Annotated in this window: 16 protein-coding genes; 6 read left to right on the forward strand and 10 right to left on the reverse strand. The window is 66.7% G+C overall.

All coding sequences use genetic code 11. The annotated features are described in order from the left end of the window. Positions 1-28: 28 nt before the first annotated feature. The 4 genes from LGM56_RS19440 to LGM56_RS19455 form a co-directional block, all read right to left on the reverse strand. A complete protein-coding gene (locus LGM56_RS19440; RefSeq protein ID WP_011351776.1) occupies positions 29-382 on the reverse strand; it encodes a RidA family protein in 354 nt (117 codons plus the stop codon). Between the two features lie 80 nt (positions 383-462). Continuing rightward, a complete protein-coding gene (locus LGM56_RS19445; protein ID WP_226206469.1) occupies positions 463-1,359 on the reverse strand; it encodes an alpha/beta fold hydrolase in 897 nt (298 codons plus the stop codon). Between the two features lie 199 nt (positions 1,360-1,558). Further along, positions 1,559-2,200, reverse strand: coding sequence for a CoA transferase subunit B (locus LGM56_RS19450; protein WP_011351774.1), 642 nt, complete (start codon positions 2,198-2,200; stop codon positions 1,559-1,561). Between the two features lies 1 nt (position 2,201). Beyond that, positions 2,202-2,906, reverse strand: a complete 705-nt coding sequence (locus LGM56_RS19455) for a CoA transferase subunit A (protein WP_226206471.1) — start codon at positions 2,904-2,906, stop codon at positions 2,202-2,204. Between the two features lie 223 nt (positions 2,907-3,129). Between LGM56_RS19455 and LGM56_RS19460 the strand changes: the two genes are divergently transcribed. Next, positions 3,130-3,675 (forward strand): LuxR C-terminal-related transcriptional regulator, encoded by a 546-nt coding sequence (locus tag LGM56_RS19460; protein ID WP_011351772.1) that lies wholly within the window; start codon positions 3,130-3,132, stop codon positions 3,673-3,675. A 112-nt stretch (positions 3,676-3,787) separates the two neighbouring features. On the opposite strand, the gene LGM56_RS19465 is transcribed toward LGM56_RS19460, so the two are convergent. Further along, a complete protein-coding gene (locus LGM56_RS19465) occupies positions 3,788-4,219 on the reverse strand; it encodes an acyl-CoA thioesterase (protein ID WP_226206473.1) in 432 nt (143 codons plus the stop codon). Between the two features lie 32 nt (positions 4,220-4,251). After that, positions 4,252-5,034: an SDR family oxidoreductase gene (locus LGM56_RS19470; RefSeq protein ID WP_089425196.1), complete on the reverse strand. Its 783-nt coding sequence runs from the start codon at positions 5,032-5,034 to the stop codon at positions 4,252-4,254. Positions 5,035-5,212: 178 nt separating this feature from the next. On the opposite strand from LGM56_RS19470, the gene LGM56_RS19475 reads away from it, so the two are divergent. After that, entirely contained in the window at positions 5,213-6,886 is a 1,674-nt protein-coding gene (locus tag LGM56_RS19475; RefSeq protein ID WP_089494698.1) for an electron transfer flavoprotein-ubiquinone oxidoreductase, read from the forward strand. 136 nt (positions 6,887-7,022) lie between these two features. On the opposite strand, the gene aroC is transcribed toward LGM56_RS19475, so the two are convergent. The 3 genes from aroC to LGM56_RS19490 form a co-directional block, all read right to left on the reverse strand. Then, positions 7,023-8,123: a chorismate synthase gene (aroC, locus tag LGM56_RS19480; protein WP_089425194.1), complete on the reverse strand. Its 1,101-nt coding sequence runs from the start codon at positions 8,121-8,123 to the stop codon at positions 7,023-7,025. A 264-nt stretch (positions 8,124-8,387) separates the two neighbouring features. Further along, positions 8,388-10,322, reverse strand: coding sequence for an MFS transporter (locus LGM56_RS19485; RefSeq protein WP_226206475.1), 1,935 nt, complete (start codon positions 10,320-10,322; stop codon positions 8,388-8,390). Between the two features lie 139 nt (positions 10,323-10,461). Further along, positions 10,462-10,917 (reverse strand): CBS domain-containing protein, encoded by a 456-nt coding sequence (locus LGM56_RS19490; RefSeq protein WP_006755543.1) that lies wholly within the window; start codon positions 10,915-10,917, stop codon positions 10,462-10,464. Between the two features lie 160 nt (positions 10,918-11,077). Between LGM56_RS19490 and LGM56_RS19495 the strand changes: the two genes are divergently transcribed. Next, a complete protein-coding gene (locus tag LGM56_RS19495) occupies positions 11,078-11,395 on the forward strand; it encodes an Mpo1-like protein (RefSeq protein WP_226206477.1) in 318 nt (105 codons plus the stop codon). An 18-nt stretch (positions 11,396-11,413) separates the two neighbouring features. On the opposite strand, the gene LGM56_RS19500 is transcribed toward LGM56_RS19495, so the two are convergent. Then, positions 11,414-12,742, reverse strand: a complete 1,329-nt coding sequence (locus LGM56_RS19500) for a YihY family inner membrane protein (protein ID WP_226206478.1) — start codon at positions 12,740-12,742, stop codon at positions 11,414-11,416. A gap of 146 nt (positions 12,743-12,888) precedes the next feature. On the opposite strand from LGM56_RS19500, the gene wrbA reads away from it, so the two are divergent. Genes wrbA through LGM56_RS19515 form a run of 3 tightly spaced genes read left to right on the forward strand, consistent with a single transcriptional unit; the run spans position 12,889 to position 15,338 of the window. Then, entirely contained in the window at positions 12,889-13,509 is a 621-nt protein-coding gene (wrbA, locus tag LGM56_RS19505; RefSeq protein ID WP_089494694.1) for an NAD(P)H:quinone oxidoreductase, read from the forward strand. Then, a complete protein-coding gene (locus tag LGM56_RS19510) occupies positions 13,506-13,898 on the forward strand; it encodes a DUF2069 domain-containing protein (protein ID WP_089494693.1) in 393 nt (130 codons plus the stop codon). Before wrbA ends, LGM56_RS19510 begins: the two co-directional genes overlap by 4 nt. Positions 13,899-13,916: 18 nt before the next feature. Then, complete coding sequence (locus LGM56_RS19515; RefSeq protein ID WP_089494692.1) at positions 13,917-15,338, forward strand: FAD-binding oxidoreductase; 1,422 nt, start codon at positions 13,917-13,919, stop codon at positions 15,336-15,338. The last annotated feature ends 20 nt before the right edge of the window (positions 15,339-15,358 follow it).

A 15,358-nucleotide genomic window follows, 5' to 3' on the forward strand; every position in this document is an offset into this window, starting at 1 on the left:
ATGCGATCATCGTCGGGTTGCGTTCAGTTCAGCTCCGCTGCGCAGCGACGACCACGATCTCGACGAGCAGTGCCGGATCCGCGAGCTTCGCCTCGACGGTGGCGCGCGGCGGCGTGTTGCCGTGCGCGACCCATGCATCCCACTCCGCATTCATGCCTTCGAAGTTCGCCAGATCCGAGATGTAGATCTGAACCGACAGCAGATGCGCCTTGTCGCTGTTCGCTTCGGCGAGCAGGCGATCGATGTGGCCGAGCACTTCGCGCGTCTGGCCCTTGATGTCCTGTGTGGTGTCTTCGGCGATCTGGCCGGCCAGATACACGGTACCGTTGTGGATCGCGGTTTCGGAGAGACGGGCCCCGACGTGGTGACGAATGACTGCCATGGAATGTTCCGGTCGTAAGTGGATGGAGATTCGGGCGGCGGCACGGCCCGCGTGCCGCTGAACCGCATATTATGACGCGTTTATGCGCCGCCTTCGACGAAAAACCGCCACGCGAGCGCAATCTGGCTTGCGTCGATGAACGCCGGCGCGTGGCCCGCCCCTGGGATCTCGGCGTGTGTCACATGCCGGCCGCGACGCTCCATGTCGGCCACCGTCTCGCGCGACAGCAGGTCGGACGTCTCGCCGCGCACGACCAGCAACGACGCGTTCGTCGTCTCGATCGCGCGCCACAGCGCGGCCTCGCCGAGCGCCGCCAATTCGGGCGTCGTCGCCTTGAACGGTTCGGCGATGCGCGGATCGTAGCGAACCGTCCAGCCCCCTTCGGGCAGCTCGCGCAGCAGCGGCCCGTTGATCTCGCGCCATTCGTCGGCGGTCAGCGCCCCGAACGGCAGCGACAGCGACGTCAGATAGTCGATGCCCTCCTGCCGGGTCGCAAAGCGCGGCTGCACGCCGAGATATTCGCCGATGCGCGTGAGCGACTCGGGTTCGATGCGCGGGCCGACGTCGTTGACGATCATCCGGCGCAGCGGCGAACCCGGCAGCCCCGCGAACGCCATGCCGATCAACCCGCCCATCGACGTGCCGAACCAGTCGACCGATTCGACGTCGAGCCGCGCGATCAGCGTCACCATGTCGGACACGTATTGCGGGATCGCATAGAGCCGCGGATCGGCCAGCCAGTCCGACTGGCCGCGCCCGACGACATCGGGGCAGACGACGCGATACGTATCGGACAGCGCCGCGGCGAGCCGGTCGAAATCGCGCCCGGAACGGGTCAGCCCATGCACGCAGACCAGCACGCGCGGGTTGGCGGGATCGCCCCACTCGGTATAGGCGACGTGGTGAAGGCCGGCAGCGTTCGCACACTGCACGCGCCGCTGGCGAGGAACCTGGGAATTCGCTGGGGTCGTTGGCATCGTTGGCATCCTGTCGAACGGGGGCGACGCGCAGGGCAACGCTTGCGACGCCCGATGCAAACGATTGTAAACCGCTTCAGCCGCACGGGTCCGCTCGTCGGGCACCCGACGATCGGCCTGACGGAGGACACCATGAAAAACGCCCCGCATGCCGTCGTCCGGCATGCAGGGCGTCGACGCTGCGCGTACGCGCGGAACCTTATGCGACCGCGCTGATGTCGAGCGGCGCGCCCGTCTTCGCCTGGATCTCGTCGGCGCTCACGCCGTCGGCGAGTTCAAGCACCTTCAGGCCGGACGGCGTCACTTCGATCACGCCGAGATCGGTGATGATCAGGTCGACCACGCCGACGCCCGTCAGCGGCAGGTTGCATTCCTCGAGGATCTTGTGCTGGTCGCCCTTCGCGACATGCTCCATCAGCACGACGACGCGCTTCACGCCGGCGACGAGATCCATCGCGCCGCCCATCCCCTTGATCATCTTGCCGGGGATCATCCAGTTCGCGAGATCGCCCTGCTTGCTGACCTGCATTGCACCGAGGATCGCCAGGTTGATGTGGCCGCCGCGGATCATCGCGAACGAATCGGCCGACGAGAAGATCGACGAACCCGGCAGCGTCGTGACGGTCTGCTTGCCGGCGTTGATGAGATCGGCGTCGACTTCGTCTTCGGTCGGCGACGGGCCGATGCCGAGCAGGCCGTTCTCCGACTGCAGCCACACCTCGACACCTTCCGGCACGTGGTTCGCAACGAGCGTCGGCAGGCCGATGCCGAGGTTCACGTAGAAGCCGTCCTGCAATTCCTTCGCCGCGCGCGCGGCCATCTGGTCACGATTCCAGGCCATGTCAGTCTCCTTTCGCGCGTACGACGCGTTGTTCGATGCGTTTTTCGGGCGTCGCGTTCAGCACGATGCGTTGCACGAAAATCCCCGGCGTGTGGATGTGGTCCGGATCGAGCGCGCCGTTCTCGACGATCTCCTCGACCTCGGCGACGGTGATCTTGCCGGCCATCGCGCACATCGGGTTGAAGTTGCGCGCGGTGCGGCGAAAGATCAGGTTGCCCGACTTGTCGGCCTTCCAAGCCTTCACGAGCGCGACATCGGCCGTCAGCGACGACTCGAGCACGTAGTGGCGATCGCCGAACTGGCGCGTTTCCTTGCCTTCCGCGATCACGGTGCCGTAGCCCGTGTTCGTGAAGAACGCCGGGATGCCCGCACCGCCCGCGCGCAGCTTTTCGGCGAGCGTGCCTTGCGGCGTGAATTCGAGCTCGAGTTCGCCGGCCAGGTACTGGCGCTCGAACTCCTTGTTCTCGCCGACGTACGACGAGATCATCTTCTTGATCTGGCGCGTTTCCAGCAGCAGGCCGAGGCCGAAACCGTCGACGCCCGCGTTGTTGCTGATGCAGGTGATGCCCTTGACGGCCGTATCGCGCAACGCCGCGATCAGCGCCTCGGGAATCCCGCACAGGCCGAAGCCGCCCACCGCGAAGGTCTGTCCGTCGCGGACGATCCCTTCCAGCGCGGCAGCCGCGCTTGGATAGACTTTGTTCATCAGTTGTCCCTTCCTCTATGGAAACCAGCGAAACCGGTTCACGCGCCCACGTGGCCCGCAAGCCCGCCGCATCATTCTATGCATGCACGGCGATGCCTGCGTCGAGGCGCGCTGTTTTTATACCGCGGCAAACCGCCACGAGATGCCTGAAAGGGTACGATGCGGCGCGGATGCGGCACAATACGCAAAAATACATAAGCGTTTGCCTCCGCTTGCCTGCGCCATGCCCGCTCTCGATTACCAAACCGCCTTCCTCCTCGCGCCGCTCGGCCTCGTGCTGTCGCGCGACCGCGTGATCGAGGACTGCAACGACGCGCTCGCGTCGATCTTCCGCTGCGCGCGGGCCGACCTGATCGGGAAATCGTACGAGGTGCTCTACCCGTCGACGGACGAATTCCAGCGCATCGGCGAACGCATCGCGCGCGTGATGGCCGCGAACGGCATCTACTCGGATGACAGAATCATGAAACGGGCGGACGGCGAGCTGTTCTGGTGCCACGTCACCGGCCGCGCGATCGACCGCACCGCCCCGCTTGCGGCGGGCGTGTGGACCTTCGAGGATTTGAGCGCGACGCGCCGGGTCGCCGTCGAACTGACCCCGCGCGAGCGCGAGATCGCCGCGCAGCTCGCGACCGGCAAGACCAGCAAGCAGATCGGGCGCGTGCTCGACATCAGCTCGCGTACGGTCGACATCTACCGCGCACGGCTGATGCGCAAGTACGGGACCAACAATACGCCGGAGCTGCTGCAGCGCCTGCTCGGGCAGTGAGTGACGGCACCCGGATGACAATCGGCCGCACATGGCGGCCGATTCCGGAAACAACGGGTATGGCGTGCCGCCCCGGCGACCTTGTGCCGGCCCGGACGCGCCGACTCGACGCTCAGCCGACCTTCGCCGCGAGCGCGCGCTCGATCGTGGCGCGCAGCAACTGGGGCAGCGGCACCGACTTGCCGAGCGCGTAGTCGACCCACACGCAGCGTGCATTGCCGCGCGCATAGACATGCTGCGGATCGTCGGCGCGCGTCAGCTCGAAACCCGTGTCGAAGCTGCTGCGGCCGGGTTTTGCAGCCGACATCTTCGCGATCACGTCGCCCGGATAGTGCAGTTGCTTGAGAAATTCCATCGACGCCGTGACGATGACGGGCCCCTGCCCCTCGCCGTTGCCGCCGGCAATGCCGAGCGCCTCGAACCACGAGATCCGCGCCTGCTCCATGTAGCGGAAATAGACCGTGTTGTTCACATGGCCGAACGCGTCCATGTCGCCCCAGCGGATCGGCATCGACATCTCAAAAACGGGGGAATAATCACTCATTGCAGTCTTCTTTGTGGCGGTATGTCGTCCGCTCAGGCGAGGCCGAAGCCGTCGTCGGCGGAGATAATCGAGCCATTGATGAACTGCGACTCGTCGGCCGCGAGCAGCAACAACAGCCCGTCGAGATCCTGCGGCTTGCCGACGCGCCGGCGCGGCAGCATCGACTGCAGCTTCTGGCCCTGCTCGGTTTCCCACAGATAATGATTGATTTCGGTATCGATATAGCCCGGACAGATCGCGTTGACGTTGATCCCGTGGCGCCCCCACTCGAGCGCCATCGCGCGCGTCATCTGCACGACCGCGGCCTTGCTCATCGCGAACAGCCCGATCTGCGGAAACACGCGCAACCCGGCCACCGACGCGATGTTGATGATCCGGCACGGCGGCTTGCCGTTGCCGCTTCCGTTCGCGCGCATGATCATCCGCTTCGCGACTTCCTGTGCGACGAAAAACGCGCCGCGCGTGTTGGTGTCGAATACGAACTCGAAATCCGCCGGCGTCACGTCGACGAGCTTCTGCATCGTCGAGACGCCCGAATTGTTCACGAGGATGTCGATCGTACCGGCTTCCGTCTCCGCATGCGCGACCGCCGCCTTGATGCTCTGGACGTCGGTGACGTCGAGCGACACGACGTGCGCGGCGCCGCCCGCCGCCTCGATCTCGGCACGCAGCTCCTTCAGGCGCTCGACCCGACGGCTCGCGAGCACGACCTTCGCACCGGCCTGCGACAGCACCTGCGCAAAGCGCTGCCCAAGGCCGCTCGACGCGCCCGTGACCAGCGCAACCTTGCCTTCCAGATTGATCGACCGACCCATTTGCACTTCCCCTTTCGATATCGTTTCGCCGCCACGAGCAACATGGTCCGAGCGGCATTACCCTAGCACTAAAATAGAACGATCGTGCTAATCTAGCCGCATGCTGTTGCGGCAAGCGTTTCGTTTCGCAGACAATACGCTCCCGAATAAAAGCATTCTAACGGTTAGAGGAACGCCAATGACCCCCGCAAGCCTCATCGAGCAGTACGGCCCGCGCGAATCGATGGAATACGACGTCGTAATCGTCGGCGGCGGCCCCGCCGGGCTGTCGGCGGCGATCCGGCTCAAGCAGCTGGCCGCCGAGAAAGGCACCGAGATCGGCGTGTGCGTGCTCGAGAAGGGTTCCGAGATCGGCGCCCACATCCTGTCGGGCGCGGTGATGGACCCGCGCGCGATCAACGAGCTGTTCCCCGACTGGAAGGAACGCGGTGCACCGCTCGACGTCGAGGTGACGGAAGACCGCTTCCTGTTCCTGTCCGAGAAGAGCGCGGTCACGACGCCCAACTGGGCGCTGCCCGCGAACTTCCAGAACCACGGCAACTACGTGATTTCACTGGGCAACGTCACGCGCTGGCTTGGACAGCAGGCCGAGGCGCTGGGCGTCGAGATCTTCCCGGGCTTCCCGGCCGCCGAGATTCTCTACAACGACGACGGGTCGGTCAAAGGCGTCGCCACCGGCAACATGGGCGTGGGCAAGGACGGCGAGCCGACCGAGAACTTCCAGCTCGGCATGGAACTGCATGCGAAGTACACGCTGTTCGCCGAAGGCTGCCGCGGCCATCTGGGCCGCCAGCTGATCTCGAAGTTCAAGCTCGACGCGAACGCGGATCCGCAGGCCTACGGGATCGGCATCAAGGAACTGTGGGAAATCGACCCGGCCAAGCACAAGCCGGGCCTCGTGATCCACACGGCCGGCTGGCCGCTGAAGTCGGATACCTACGGCGGCTCGTTCCTGTATCACATGGACAACAACCAGGTCGTGGTCGGCTTCGTGGTGGGCCTCGGCTACACGAACCCGTACCTGTCGCCGTTCGAGGAATTCCAGCGCTACAAGACGCACCCGTCGATCCGCGCGTTCCTGGAAGGCGGCAAGCGCGTGTCGTACGGCGCGCGTGCGATCACGGCCGGCGGGCTGCTGTCGCTGCCGAAGACGGTGTTCCCGGGCGGCGCGCTGATCGGCGACGACGCGGGCTTCCTGAACGCGTCGCGAATCAAGGGCAGCCACGCGGCGATCAAGACCGGCATGCTGGCGGCCGACGCCGCATTCGACGCGGTGCAGGCCGGCCGCCAGAGCGACGAGCTCAATGCATACCCGGATGCCTTCAAGCAGTCGTGGCTGTACACGGAGCTGTACCGCGCGCGCAACTTCAAGCAGTGGATGGCCAAGGGGCTGTACCTCGGTACGCTGATGGTCGGGCTCGAGCAGAAGGTGATGGGCGGCAACGTACCGTGGACGCTGCATCACAAGCACGCGGACCACGAGATGCTGAAGCCGGCGTCGCAATGCCAGCCGATCGAGTATCCGAAGCCGGACGGCAAGCTGACGTTCGATCGCCTCTCGTCGGTGTTCATCTCGAACACGAACCACGAGGAGAACCAGCCGGCGCACCTGACGCTGAAGGATGCGAACGTGCCGGTGAACGTGAACCTGCGCACGTACGCGGGGCCGGAGGGGCGCTTCTGCCCGGCGGCCGTGTATGAGTTCGTGAAGAACGACGACGGCAGCGATCGCCTGGTGATCAACGCGCAGAACTGCGTGCACTGCAAGACCTGCGACATCAAGGACCCGACGCAGAACATCGTGTGGGTCACGCCGGAAGGCGGCGGCGGGCCGAATTACCCGAACATGTAATGGCCGGAACGCGCCGCCACGAGCGGCGCGCTTTTTTGGGTGCCGTAAACGAAACGGGGCGCTGCTTGATGCAGCGCCCCGTTTTGCATGCTCCGCGCAACTGCCGGCGAGACGCGCTGCGCCCCGCCCGCTTGCGTCAGGTCGCGCTGCCCGCGATCTTCGGCGTCGGCGTCTCTACATCGCCGCACTGCGCGCGATGGCGCAATGCATGGTCGATCAGCACCAGCGCGAGCATCGACTCCGCGATCGGCGTCGCACGAATGCCGACGCACGGATCGTGGCGGCCGAACGTTTCCACCGTCGCCTCCTCGCCGGCCTTCGTGATCGAACGGCGCGGCGTGCGGATGCTCGACGTCGGCTTGATCGCGATCGACACGGTGATGTCCTGCCCCGTCGAAATCCCGCCGAGCACGCCGCCCGCGTGGTTGCCGACGAAACCGCCCGGCGTCAGCTCGTCACCGTGCACCGAGCCACGCTGCGCGACGCTGTCGAAGCCCGCACCGATCTCGACGCCCTTCACCGCGTTGATGCTCATCATCGCCTTTGCGATGTCCGCATCGAGACGGTCGAACACCGGCTCGCCCCAGCCGACCGGCACACCCGATGCGACGACGTCGATGCGCGCGCCGATCGAATCGCCATCCTTGCGCAGCGCATCCATGTACGCCTCGAGCTCCGGCACGACGGCCGCATTCGGCGAGAAGAACGGATTCTCATGGACGTGCGACCAGTCGACGAACGGCACGTCGATCTCGCCGAGGCCGCTCATGTAGCCGCGCACCTCGACGCCGAAGCGCTCGCGCAGCCACTTCTTCGCGACCGCACCCGCGCCGACGATCGGCGCGGTCAGGCGCGCGGACGAGCGGCCGCCGCCGCGATAGTCGCGGATGCCGTATTTCTGCCAGTAGGTATAGTCGGCGTGGCCGGGACGGAACGTCTCGACGATGTTGCCGTAGTCCTTGCTGCGCTGGTCGGTGTTGCGGATCAGCAGCGCGATCGGCGTACCGGTCGTCACACCTTCGAACACGCCCGACAGGATCTCGACCTCGTCGGCCTCCTGTCGCTGCGTCACGTGGCGCGACGTGCCGGGCTTGCGGCGATCGAGTTCGACCTGGATGTCGGCTTCGGTCAGCCCCATTCCCGGCGGGCAGCCGTCGATCACGCAGCCGATCGCGGGACCGTGCGATTCGCCGAAGGTCGTGACAGTGAAAAGCGTGCCGAGGGTATTGCCGGACATGATGGAACCGCCCAAAGAGAAATGGACAAACCGATGCGCTGCCCGGGCCGCAGGCAGGTCGATCGTTTGCCGGTCGAGAAAAAGAGGTAAGCCGCTATTATGCCAGCCGTCCCGGGCACGCGGGCCGTGTGAACCGTTCGGACCACACCGGGCGGCCACGGGAACGGCCTTGGGCGTCGCTTGCCGACCCGCGCCGTTCCGGTCGAACGGGCCCGTTCACGGCGGCCATGACGGCCCGGGGCGATGCCGCCGGGCCCGCCCCGCCTACTTCCGCGCGCCGCGCAGTTCGGTGACTGCCGCCTGCAGCACTTCGGGTGTCGCGACCGACGCCGGGATCGGCTCGCCGACCGCCAGCGTCAGCCGGCTCATCACGCCGCGCTTGATGGGCCGCGGCATCCGCGCATCGGAATGCCGCGAAAAATAGCTGCCCCACAGCCCGCGCAGCGCCATCGGGATCACCGGCGCCGGCGTGCGGCCCAGGATCTCCGTGATGCCGTGATGGAACGTGTTGATGTCGCCCGTCTTCGTCAGCTTGCCTTCCGGGAAGATGCACACGAGTTCGCCTTCCTTCAACGCGGCCTCGCATGCGTCGTACGCGCGCGCGAGCATCGCGGGATCCTCGTGGCGCGGCGCGATCGGGATCGCCTTCGCATGCCGGAACACCCAGCTCGCGAAGCGCGTCTTGAAGATCCGGTGGTCCATCACGAAACGGATCGGGCGCGGGCTCGCGGCGGCCAGCACGAGCGCATCGACGTAACTGACGTGGTTGCACACGAGCACGGCCGCCCCTTCCGCCGGAATCCGCTCCGCGTGCACGAGGCGAATCCGGTAGAACGTATGCACGAGCACCCATGCGACGAAGCGCAGCAGGAACTCGGGCACGAGCAGGTAGATGTACGTCGCGACGATCACGTTCAGCAGCGCGGTGACGAGGAACAGCCCCGGGATGTCGACGCCGGCCTTGGTCAGCCCCATCGCCATCACGGCCGACAGGATCATGAACAGCGCGTTCAGGATGTTGTTCGCGGCGATGATCCGCGCGCGGTGCGTCGGTGCGCTGCGGCTCTGGATCAGCGCGTACAGCGGCACGCTGTAGAAGCCGCCGAACATCGCGAGCAGGAACAGGTCCGCCAGGATGCGCCAGTGGCGCGCGCCGGCCAGGAATTCGCCGACCGACAGCAGATGGCCGGGCGACGGCAGCGCATGGCTCGCGAAATACAGCTCGATCGCGAACACGCTGATGCCGATCGAACCGAGCGGCACGAGGCCGATCTCGACGCGCCGCTGCGACAGGCGTTCGCACAACAGCGAGCCGAGGCCGATACCGACCGAGAACGTCGCGAGCAGGACCGTGACGACGTCGGGGCTGGCGGACAGCACGTCCTTCGCGAAATTGAAGAACGACGTGAGGAACGTCGCGCCGACGAACCATAGCCACGAGATGCCGAGCAGGCTCAGGAACACGGTGCGGTTCTGCCGGGCGAGCCCGAGGTTGCGCCAGGTCTCGCTGACCGGATTCCAGTTGATCACGAGATCGGGCTGCGGCGCCGGCGTGGACGGCACGCGCTGCGCGACGCACCGCCCCGCGAGCGCGATGACGACGACGCTCACCGCGAGCACGCGCTCGCCGTTGCCCTCGATGCCCGCGGCCGCACCGCCGATGATCGTGCCGATCAGGATCGCGATGAACGTGCCCATCTCGACGAGGCCGTTGCCGCCCACCAGTTCGTGCTCGCCGAGATGCTGCGGCAGGTACGAATACTTGACGGGCCCGAACAGCGTCGAGTGCATCCCCATCATGAACGTGCACAGATACAGCAGCGGCGCGCTGTGCGTGACGAAGCCGGCCGCGCCGACCAGCATCAGCACGATCTCGAAGGTCTTCACGAAACGCGTGAGGGTCGCCTTGTCGTACTTGTCGGCGATCTGGCCGGACGTCGCCGAGAACAGCACGAACGGCAAGATGAAGATCGCGGAAATCAGGAAGGCCGCCGTCTTCGCATCGACACCGGCGAACCGCGCGGTGTGATAGGTGACGAGCGACGTGAAGCCGATCTTGAAGACGTTGTCGTTCAGCGCGCCGAGGAACTGGGTCGTGAAGAACGGCGCGAAACGGCGCTCGCGCAGCAGGTCGAACTGCGACGCGTGCGCGCGCCGTTCGTCACGCCGCCTGGAAGTGGCTTGCGTTTGATCGCTCATGCGGAATACGCGCGCGCCGTCTGGGCAGCGCTGCGCGGGCCTCGTGTGGTCATTGAAAAAAAGGCGGCGCAGGACCAACCTGCGCCGCCGCGTGCCGGGTGGCGGCGCCCGCGCGTGACGGCGACGGGCGCGGCGTGGTTCACGACTTGTGCGCTTCGGCTTCCGATTCCGGCCAGTCGCGGATGTATGCCTTCAGCATCCGGTTCTCGAAGCTCTGCGCCTCGACGACCGTCTTCGCGACGTCGTAGAACGAAATGACGCCCATCAGCACCTTCTTGTCGAGCACCGGCATGTAGCGCGCATGGCGCTCGAGCATCATCCGGCGCACTTCGTTGACGTCCGTTTCCGGCGTGCACGTGAGCGGCTCGTCCATCACCTTGCGCACCTGCACGTCGCCGATCGCGCCGCCGTTCACGTGCAGACGCAGGATGATCTCGCGGAACGTCAGCATCCCGACGAGATCGCCGTACTCCATCACGACGAGCGAACCGATGTCGTGTTCGGCCATCGTATCGACCGCTTCGCGCAGCGGCTTATCGGGCGTCACCGTAAACAGCGTGTTGCCCTTCACTTTCAGAATATCGCTGACGCGCATCGTAGTCCCCTCATGCTTGAATGCAAAACCTCTTTCGATCCTATCGGAAAGCCTGTCAAAAGGAAAGCGCGGGCCCGCGCGGCGGGCCGCCGCCCCCGCTTGCGGAAGCGGACTACCGGCAGCACAATGGCCCCATGAACAGCGGCCAGAGGAGACGTCCATGGCGCATACGCATTCGGAGCAATTCGCCAGCTTCGCCGATTTCTACCCGTATTACCTGAATGAACACCAGAACCGGACGTCGCGGCGGCTGCACTTCGTCGGCTCGCTCGGTGTGATCGGCTGTGTCGCGATGGCGGTCGCGACCGGCGACTGGCTGTGGCTGCCTGCGGCGATCGTCTGCGGCTACAGCTTCGCGTGGGTCGGGCACTTCTTCTTCGAGAAGAACCGCCCGGCCACGTTCCGGCACCCGATCTACAGCCTGATGGGCGACTGGGTGATGTTCAAGGATATCTGTACGGGCAAGATCCCGTTATAACGCGGCCGGGCATCCCGCTCACGCGGGGCGCGGCGGCCGCGCGTGCGGATCGGGCACGGCGCCCGGCGCCTGCCCCGGCATCGCCGTCGGCTGCGCCCCCGCAAGCCGGTGGGCGGCAATCAGCGTCGCGAGCGACACGTCGAAGCGGTCGCTCGACAGCACCGCGAGCAGCGCCGCACCGTCGACATGGCTGCGGCGCCGCTGCAGCTGGTAGGTCAGTTCCGTGCGGTCGATCACCAGCACGTCGAACAGCTGCGCAAGCGTCAGCTGCTCCGGATTCGCGAGCAGGATGTAGCGCGGCGTAGTCTCGCCGCCGTCGAGCCGCGCAATCCATTCCCGCTCCTCCATCGTCGTCAGCAGGCGCTGCGCGGTTTCCATGTCGCAGCGCAACATGGTCGCGAGCCGCATCGCCGTGTAGCCGCGCTTGCCGGCCGTGCGCGCTTCGGCCAGCCGCGCGAGCATTTCCAGCGCGTCGAGCAGGTCGCTGCCCGGGTAGTGGATGCGGTGGAACTGGCCGACGCGGATCGCCGGCAGCGCGGACGCCACCATCGCGCCGAGCAGCGCGATGAACCAGCTCAGGTACACCCACAACAGGAACACGGGCAGCGCCGCGAACGCGCCATAGACGGCCGTGTAGGTCGGAATGCGCCGCACGTAGTAGCCGAAGCCGCGCTTCGCGAGCTCGAACGCGACGGCCGCGAACAGCCCGCCGATCACCGCGTCGCGCCATGCGACCGTGCAGTTCGGCAAGTATACGTACAGCAGCGTGAACGCGAGCACCGTCAGCGGCAGCGAGACGAGCGCGAGCAGCCACTCGACGATCGACGTGGACGGCGCGGCGCCGGTAAACGCCAGCGACTGCGTGAACAGGTACGACGAGATCGACAGGCTCACGCCGAACAGCAACGGGCCGAGCGTGATCAGCGCCCAGTACGCGAGCACGCGCTGCGCGAACGGCCGCGGCTTGCGCACCCGCCAGATCAGGTTGAACGCCGACTCGATCGTCATCATCGTCATCACCGACGTGACGACGAGCACGATCAGGCCGGCTGTCGTCAGCCCCTTCGCCTTCGACGCGAACTGGTTCAGGTACTTGAAGATCTGGACGTTGAACTGCGCGGGCATCAGGTGATCCGCGAGGAACCCCTGCAGCGAGATCTGGAACGACGCGAACATCGGGAACGCGGTGAACAGCGCGAACGCGACCGTCACGAGCGGCACGAGCGCCAGCATCGTCGTGAATGTGAGGCTGCCCGCCACTTGCGGGATGCGATCCTCGGCGCTGCGCCGGGCCGCGAACTGCGCGAGGCGCTTGATGGTGTCGAGATCGACGCTCAACTTCGGCAAACGACTTCTCCTTCTTGATGCCGCGCGCCCGACGGCGCGCCGCCGCCGCGCTGCGCGACGGCTTCAGCCCCTATAATAGCCGCTCGATTCCAGCAGGGGCCGACTGCACCGGGCACGCGCGCGGCCGCACGCGGCTCCGTCGCCCCATGAAAGACATCCTCGTCCTCTATTACAGCCGCCACGGCGCCACGCGCGATCTCGCGCTCGCGATCGCGAACGGCATCGACAGCGTGCCGGGCATGCAGGCCCGCATCCGCACCGTGCCGCCCGTGTCGGCCGTCTGCGAAGCCACTGCCCCCGACATCCCCGCCGACGGCCCGCCGTACGCGGAACTGCGGGATCTCGAGGAATGCGCGGGCCTCGCGCTCGGCTCGCCGACCCGCTTCGGCAACATGGCCGCCGCACTCAAGTATTTCCTCGACGGCACCACACCGCAATGGCTGTCGGGCGCCCTGACCGGCAAGCCGGCCTGCGTGTTCACGTCGACGGGCAGCCTGCACGGCGGCCAGGAATCGACGTTGCTGTCGATGATGCTGCCGCTGCTCCATCACGGGATGATGATCGTCGGGATTCCGTACACGGAATCCGCGCTCACCACGACGCGCACCGGCGGCACGCCCTACGGCGCATCGCACGTCGCGCAGCACGATCGCTCGGCAGCCGCCGGGCTGTCGGCGGACGAAAAGGCGCTCGCGGCCGCGCTCGGCGTGCGGCTCGCGCGCGCGGCGGCCGCCCTGTCCAGCGCCCAGGCCGCCGAGACCGCATGAACGCCCCCGCCCGCCCTGCCGTCACGGCCCGGCCGCGCCACGCGCTGATCGCCACCGCGTGCCTCGTCGCACTGATCGCGCTGTCGCTCGCGTGGGAGCTGTGGCTCGCGCCGCTGCGCCCGGGCGGCTCCGCGCTGATGCTCAAGGCGATCCCGCTCGCGCTCGCGCTGCCCGGCGTCTGGCGGCGTAACATCTATACGATGCAGTGGGCGAGCATGCTGATACTCGTCTATTTCGCCGAAGGCGTCGTGCGCGGCATGTCCGATCGCGGGCTGTCCGCGACGCTCGGCTGGTGCGAGACCGCGCTCGCCGTCGTCTTCTTCGTGGCGGCGCTGGCGTACGTCGCGCCGTTCAAGCGCGCGGCGAAAAAGTCGCGCGCCGCGTCCTGACCCTTACGCGACAAGGTGATGATGTCCTCCGAAGCTTTCGTTTCCGCGTGCCGTGACGCGATCGGCGCCGATCATGTGCTGACCGACCCGCACGATACCGAACCGTTCCTGACCGACTGGCGCCGCCGCTACAAGGGTGCCGCGTGCGCGGTGCTGAAGCCCGCGAACACAGCCGAAGTCGCCGCGCTCGTCAAGCTGGCCAACGCACACGGCATCGCGCTCGTGCCGCAAGGCGGCAACACGGGCCTGGCCGGCGGCGCCACGCCCGACGCGAGCGGCAGCCAGGCCGTGCTGAGCGTTGCGCGCCTGAACCGCGTGCGCGCGCTCGATCCGCACAACAACACGATCACCGTCGAAGCCGGCGTGATCCTCGCCGACGTGCAGGCGCGCGCCCGCGAAGGCGGCCGGCTGTTCGCGCTGAGCCTCGCGGCGGAAGGCAGCTGCACGATCGGCGGCAACCTGTCGACCAACGCGGGCGGCACGGCGGTGCTGCGCTACGGCAACGCGCGCGAGCTGTGTCTCGGGCTGGAGGTCGTGACGCCGCAAGGTGAAATCTGGGACGGCCTGCGCGGGCTGCGCAAGGACAATACGGGCTACGACCTGCGCGACCTGTTCATCGGCGCGGAAGGCACGCTCGGGATCATCACGGCGGCCGTGATGAAGCTGCATCCGCTGCCGGCCGCGCAGGTCACTGCCCTCGCCGCGCTGGAATCGCCGCACGCGGCGCTCGATTTCCTCGCCCTCGCGCAGCGCGCGGCCGGGCCGCTGCTGACCGGCTTCGAGCTGATGTCGGACTTCTGCATGCAGCTCGTCGGCAAGCACTACCCGCAACTGCGCTACCCGTTCGCGCAGACGCATGCGCAGACGGTGCTGCTCGAACTGTCCGACAACGAAAGCGAAGCGCATGCGCGCGCGCTGTTCGAGAAACTGATGGAAGAAGCGTTCGAGGCCGGGCTCGTGGTCGACGCGGTGGTCGCGGAGAATCTCGCGCAGTCGCGCGCGTTCTGGGACCTGCGCGAACACATCCCGCTCGCGCAGGCCGACGAGGGGCTCAACATCAAGCACGACATCGCGGTGCCGATTTCGTCGATCGCGCGCTTCATCGACGAGACCGACGCGGCGATCCAGCAAGCCGCGCCGGGCGCGCGGATGGTCACGTTCGGCCACCTCGGCGACGGCAATCTCCACTACAACGTGCAGATGCCCGAAGGCGGCGACCCGAAAGCGTTCCTGGCCGCGTTCCAGGCGCCGATCAACCGGATCGTCTACGACAACGTGCATCGCCACCACGGCACGATCAGCGCGGAGCACGGCATCGGCCAGCTGAAGATCGACGACGCGCAGCGTTACAAGTCGCCGGTCGAAACGGCGCTGATGCGCACGCTGAAGACCGCGCTCGATCCGCGCGGCCTGATGAATCCCGGCAAGGTCCTGCGCTGAAGCCGTCCACTCCGGAGCCC

It is taken from the genome of Burkholderia sp. AU38729 (genome assembly GCF_020419725.1).
Classification (GTDB): domain Bacteria; phylum Pseudomonadota; class Gammaproteobacteria; order Burkholderiales; family Burkholderiaceae; genus Burkholderia.

Bases quoted from the DNA above. Each gene is read 5' to 3' on its own strand.
- LGM56_RS19510 (WP_089494693.1), top strand. From the start codon at position 13,506: ATGAACGCCCCCGCCCGCCCTGCCGTCACGGCCCGGCCGCGCCACGCG.
- LGM56_RS19495 (WP_226206477.1), top strand. From the start codon at position 11,078: ATGGCGCATACGCATTCGGAGCAATTCGCCAGCTTCGCCGATTTCTAC.
- wrbA (WP_089494694.1), top strand. From the start codon at position 12,889: ATGAAAGACATCCTCGTCCTCTATTACAGCCGCCACGGCGCCACGCGC.
- LGM56_RS19490 (WP_006755543.1), bottom strand. From the start codon at position 10,917: ATGCGCGTCAGCGATATTCTGAAAGTGAAGGGCAACACGCTGTTTACG.
- LGM56_RS19440 (WP_011351776.1), bottom strand. From the start codon at position 382: ATGGCAGTCATTCGTCACCACGTCGGGGCCCGTCTCTCCGAAACCGCG.
- aroC (WP_089425194.1), bottom strand. From the start codon at position 8,123: ATGTCCGGCAATACCCTCGGCACGCTTTTCACTGTCACGACCTTCGGC.
- LGM56_RS19475 (WP_089494698.1), top strand. From the start codon at position 5,213: ATGACCCCCGCAAGCCTCATCGAGCAGTACGGCCCGCGCGAATCGATG.
- LGM56_RS19485 (WP_226206475.1), bottom strand. From the start codon at position 10,322: ATGAGCGATCAAACGCAAGCCACTTCCAGGCGGCGTGACGAACGGCGC.
- LGM56_RS19455 (WP_226206471.1), bottom strand. From the start codon at position 2,906: ATGAACAAAGTCTATCCAAGCGCGGCTGCCGCGCTGGAAGGGATCGTC.
- LGM56_RS19515 (WP_089494692.1), top strand. From the start codon at position 13,917: ATGATGTCCTCCGAAGCTTTCGTTTCCGCGTGCCGTGACGCGATCGGC.
- LGM56_RS19465 (WP_226206473.1), bottom strand. From the start codon at position 4,219: ATGAGTGATTATTCCCCCGTTTTTGAGATGTCGATGCCGATCCGCTGG.
- LGM56_RS19460 (WP_011351772.1), top strand. From the start codon at position 3,130: ATGCCCGCTCTCGATTACCAAACCGCCTTCCTCCTCGCGCCGCTCGGC.
- LGM56_RS19470 (WP_089425196.1), bottom strand. From the start codon at position 5,034: ATGGGTCGGTCGATCAATCTGGAAGGCAAGGTTGCGCTGGTCACGGGC.
- LGM56_RS19445 (WP_226206469.1), bottom strand. From the start codon at position 1,359: ATGCCAACGACCCCAGCGAATTCCCAGGTTCCTCGCCAGCGGCGCGTG.
- LGM56_RS19450 (WP_011351774.1), bottom strand. From the start codon at position 2,200: ATGGCCTGGAATCGTGACCAGATGGCCGCGCGCGCGGCGAAGGAATTG.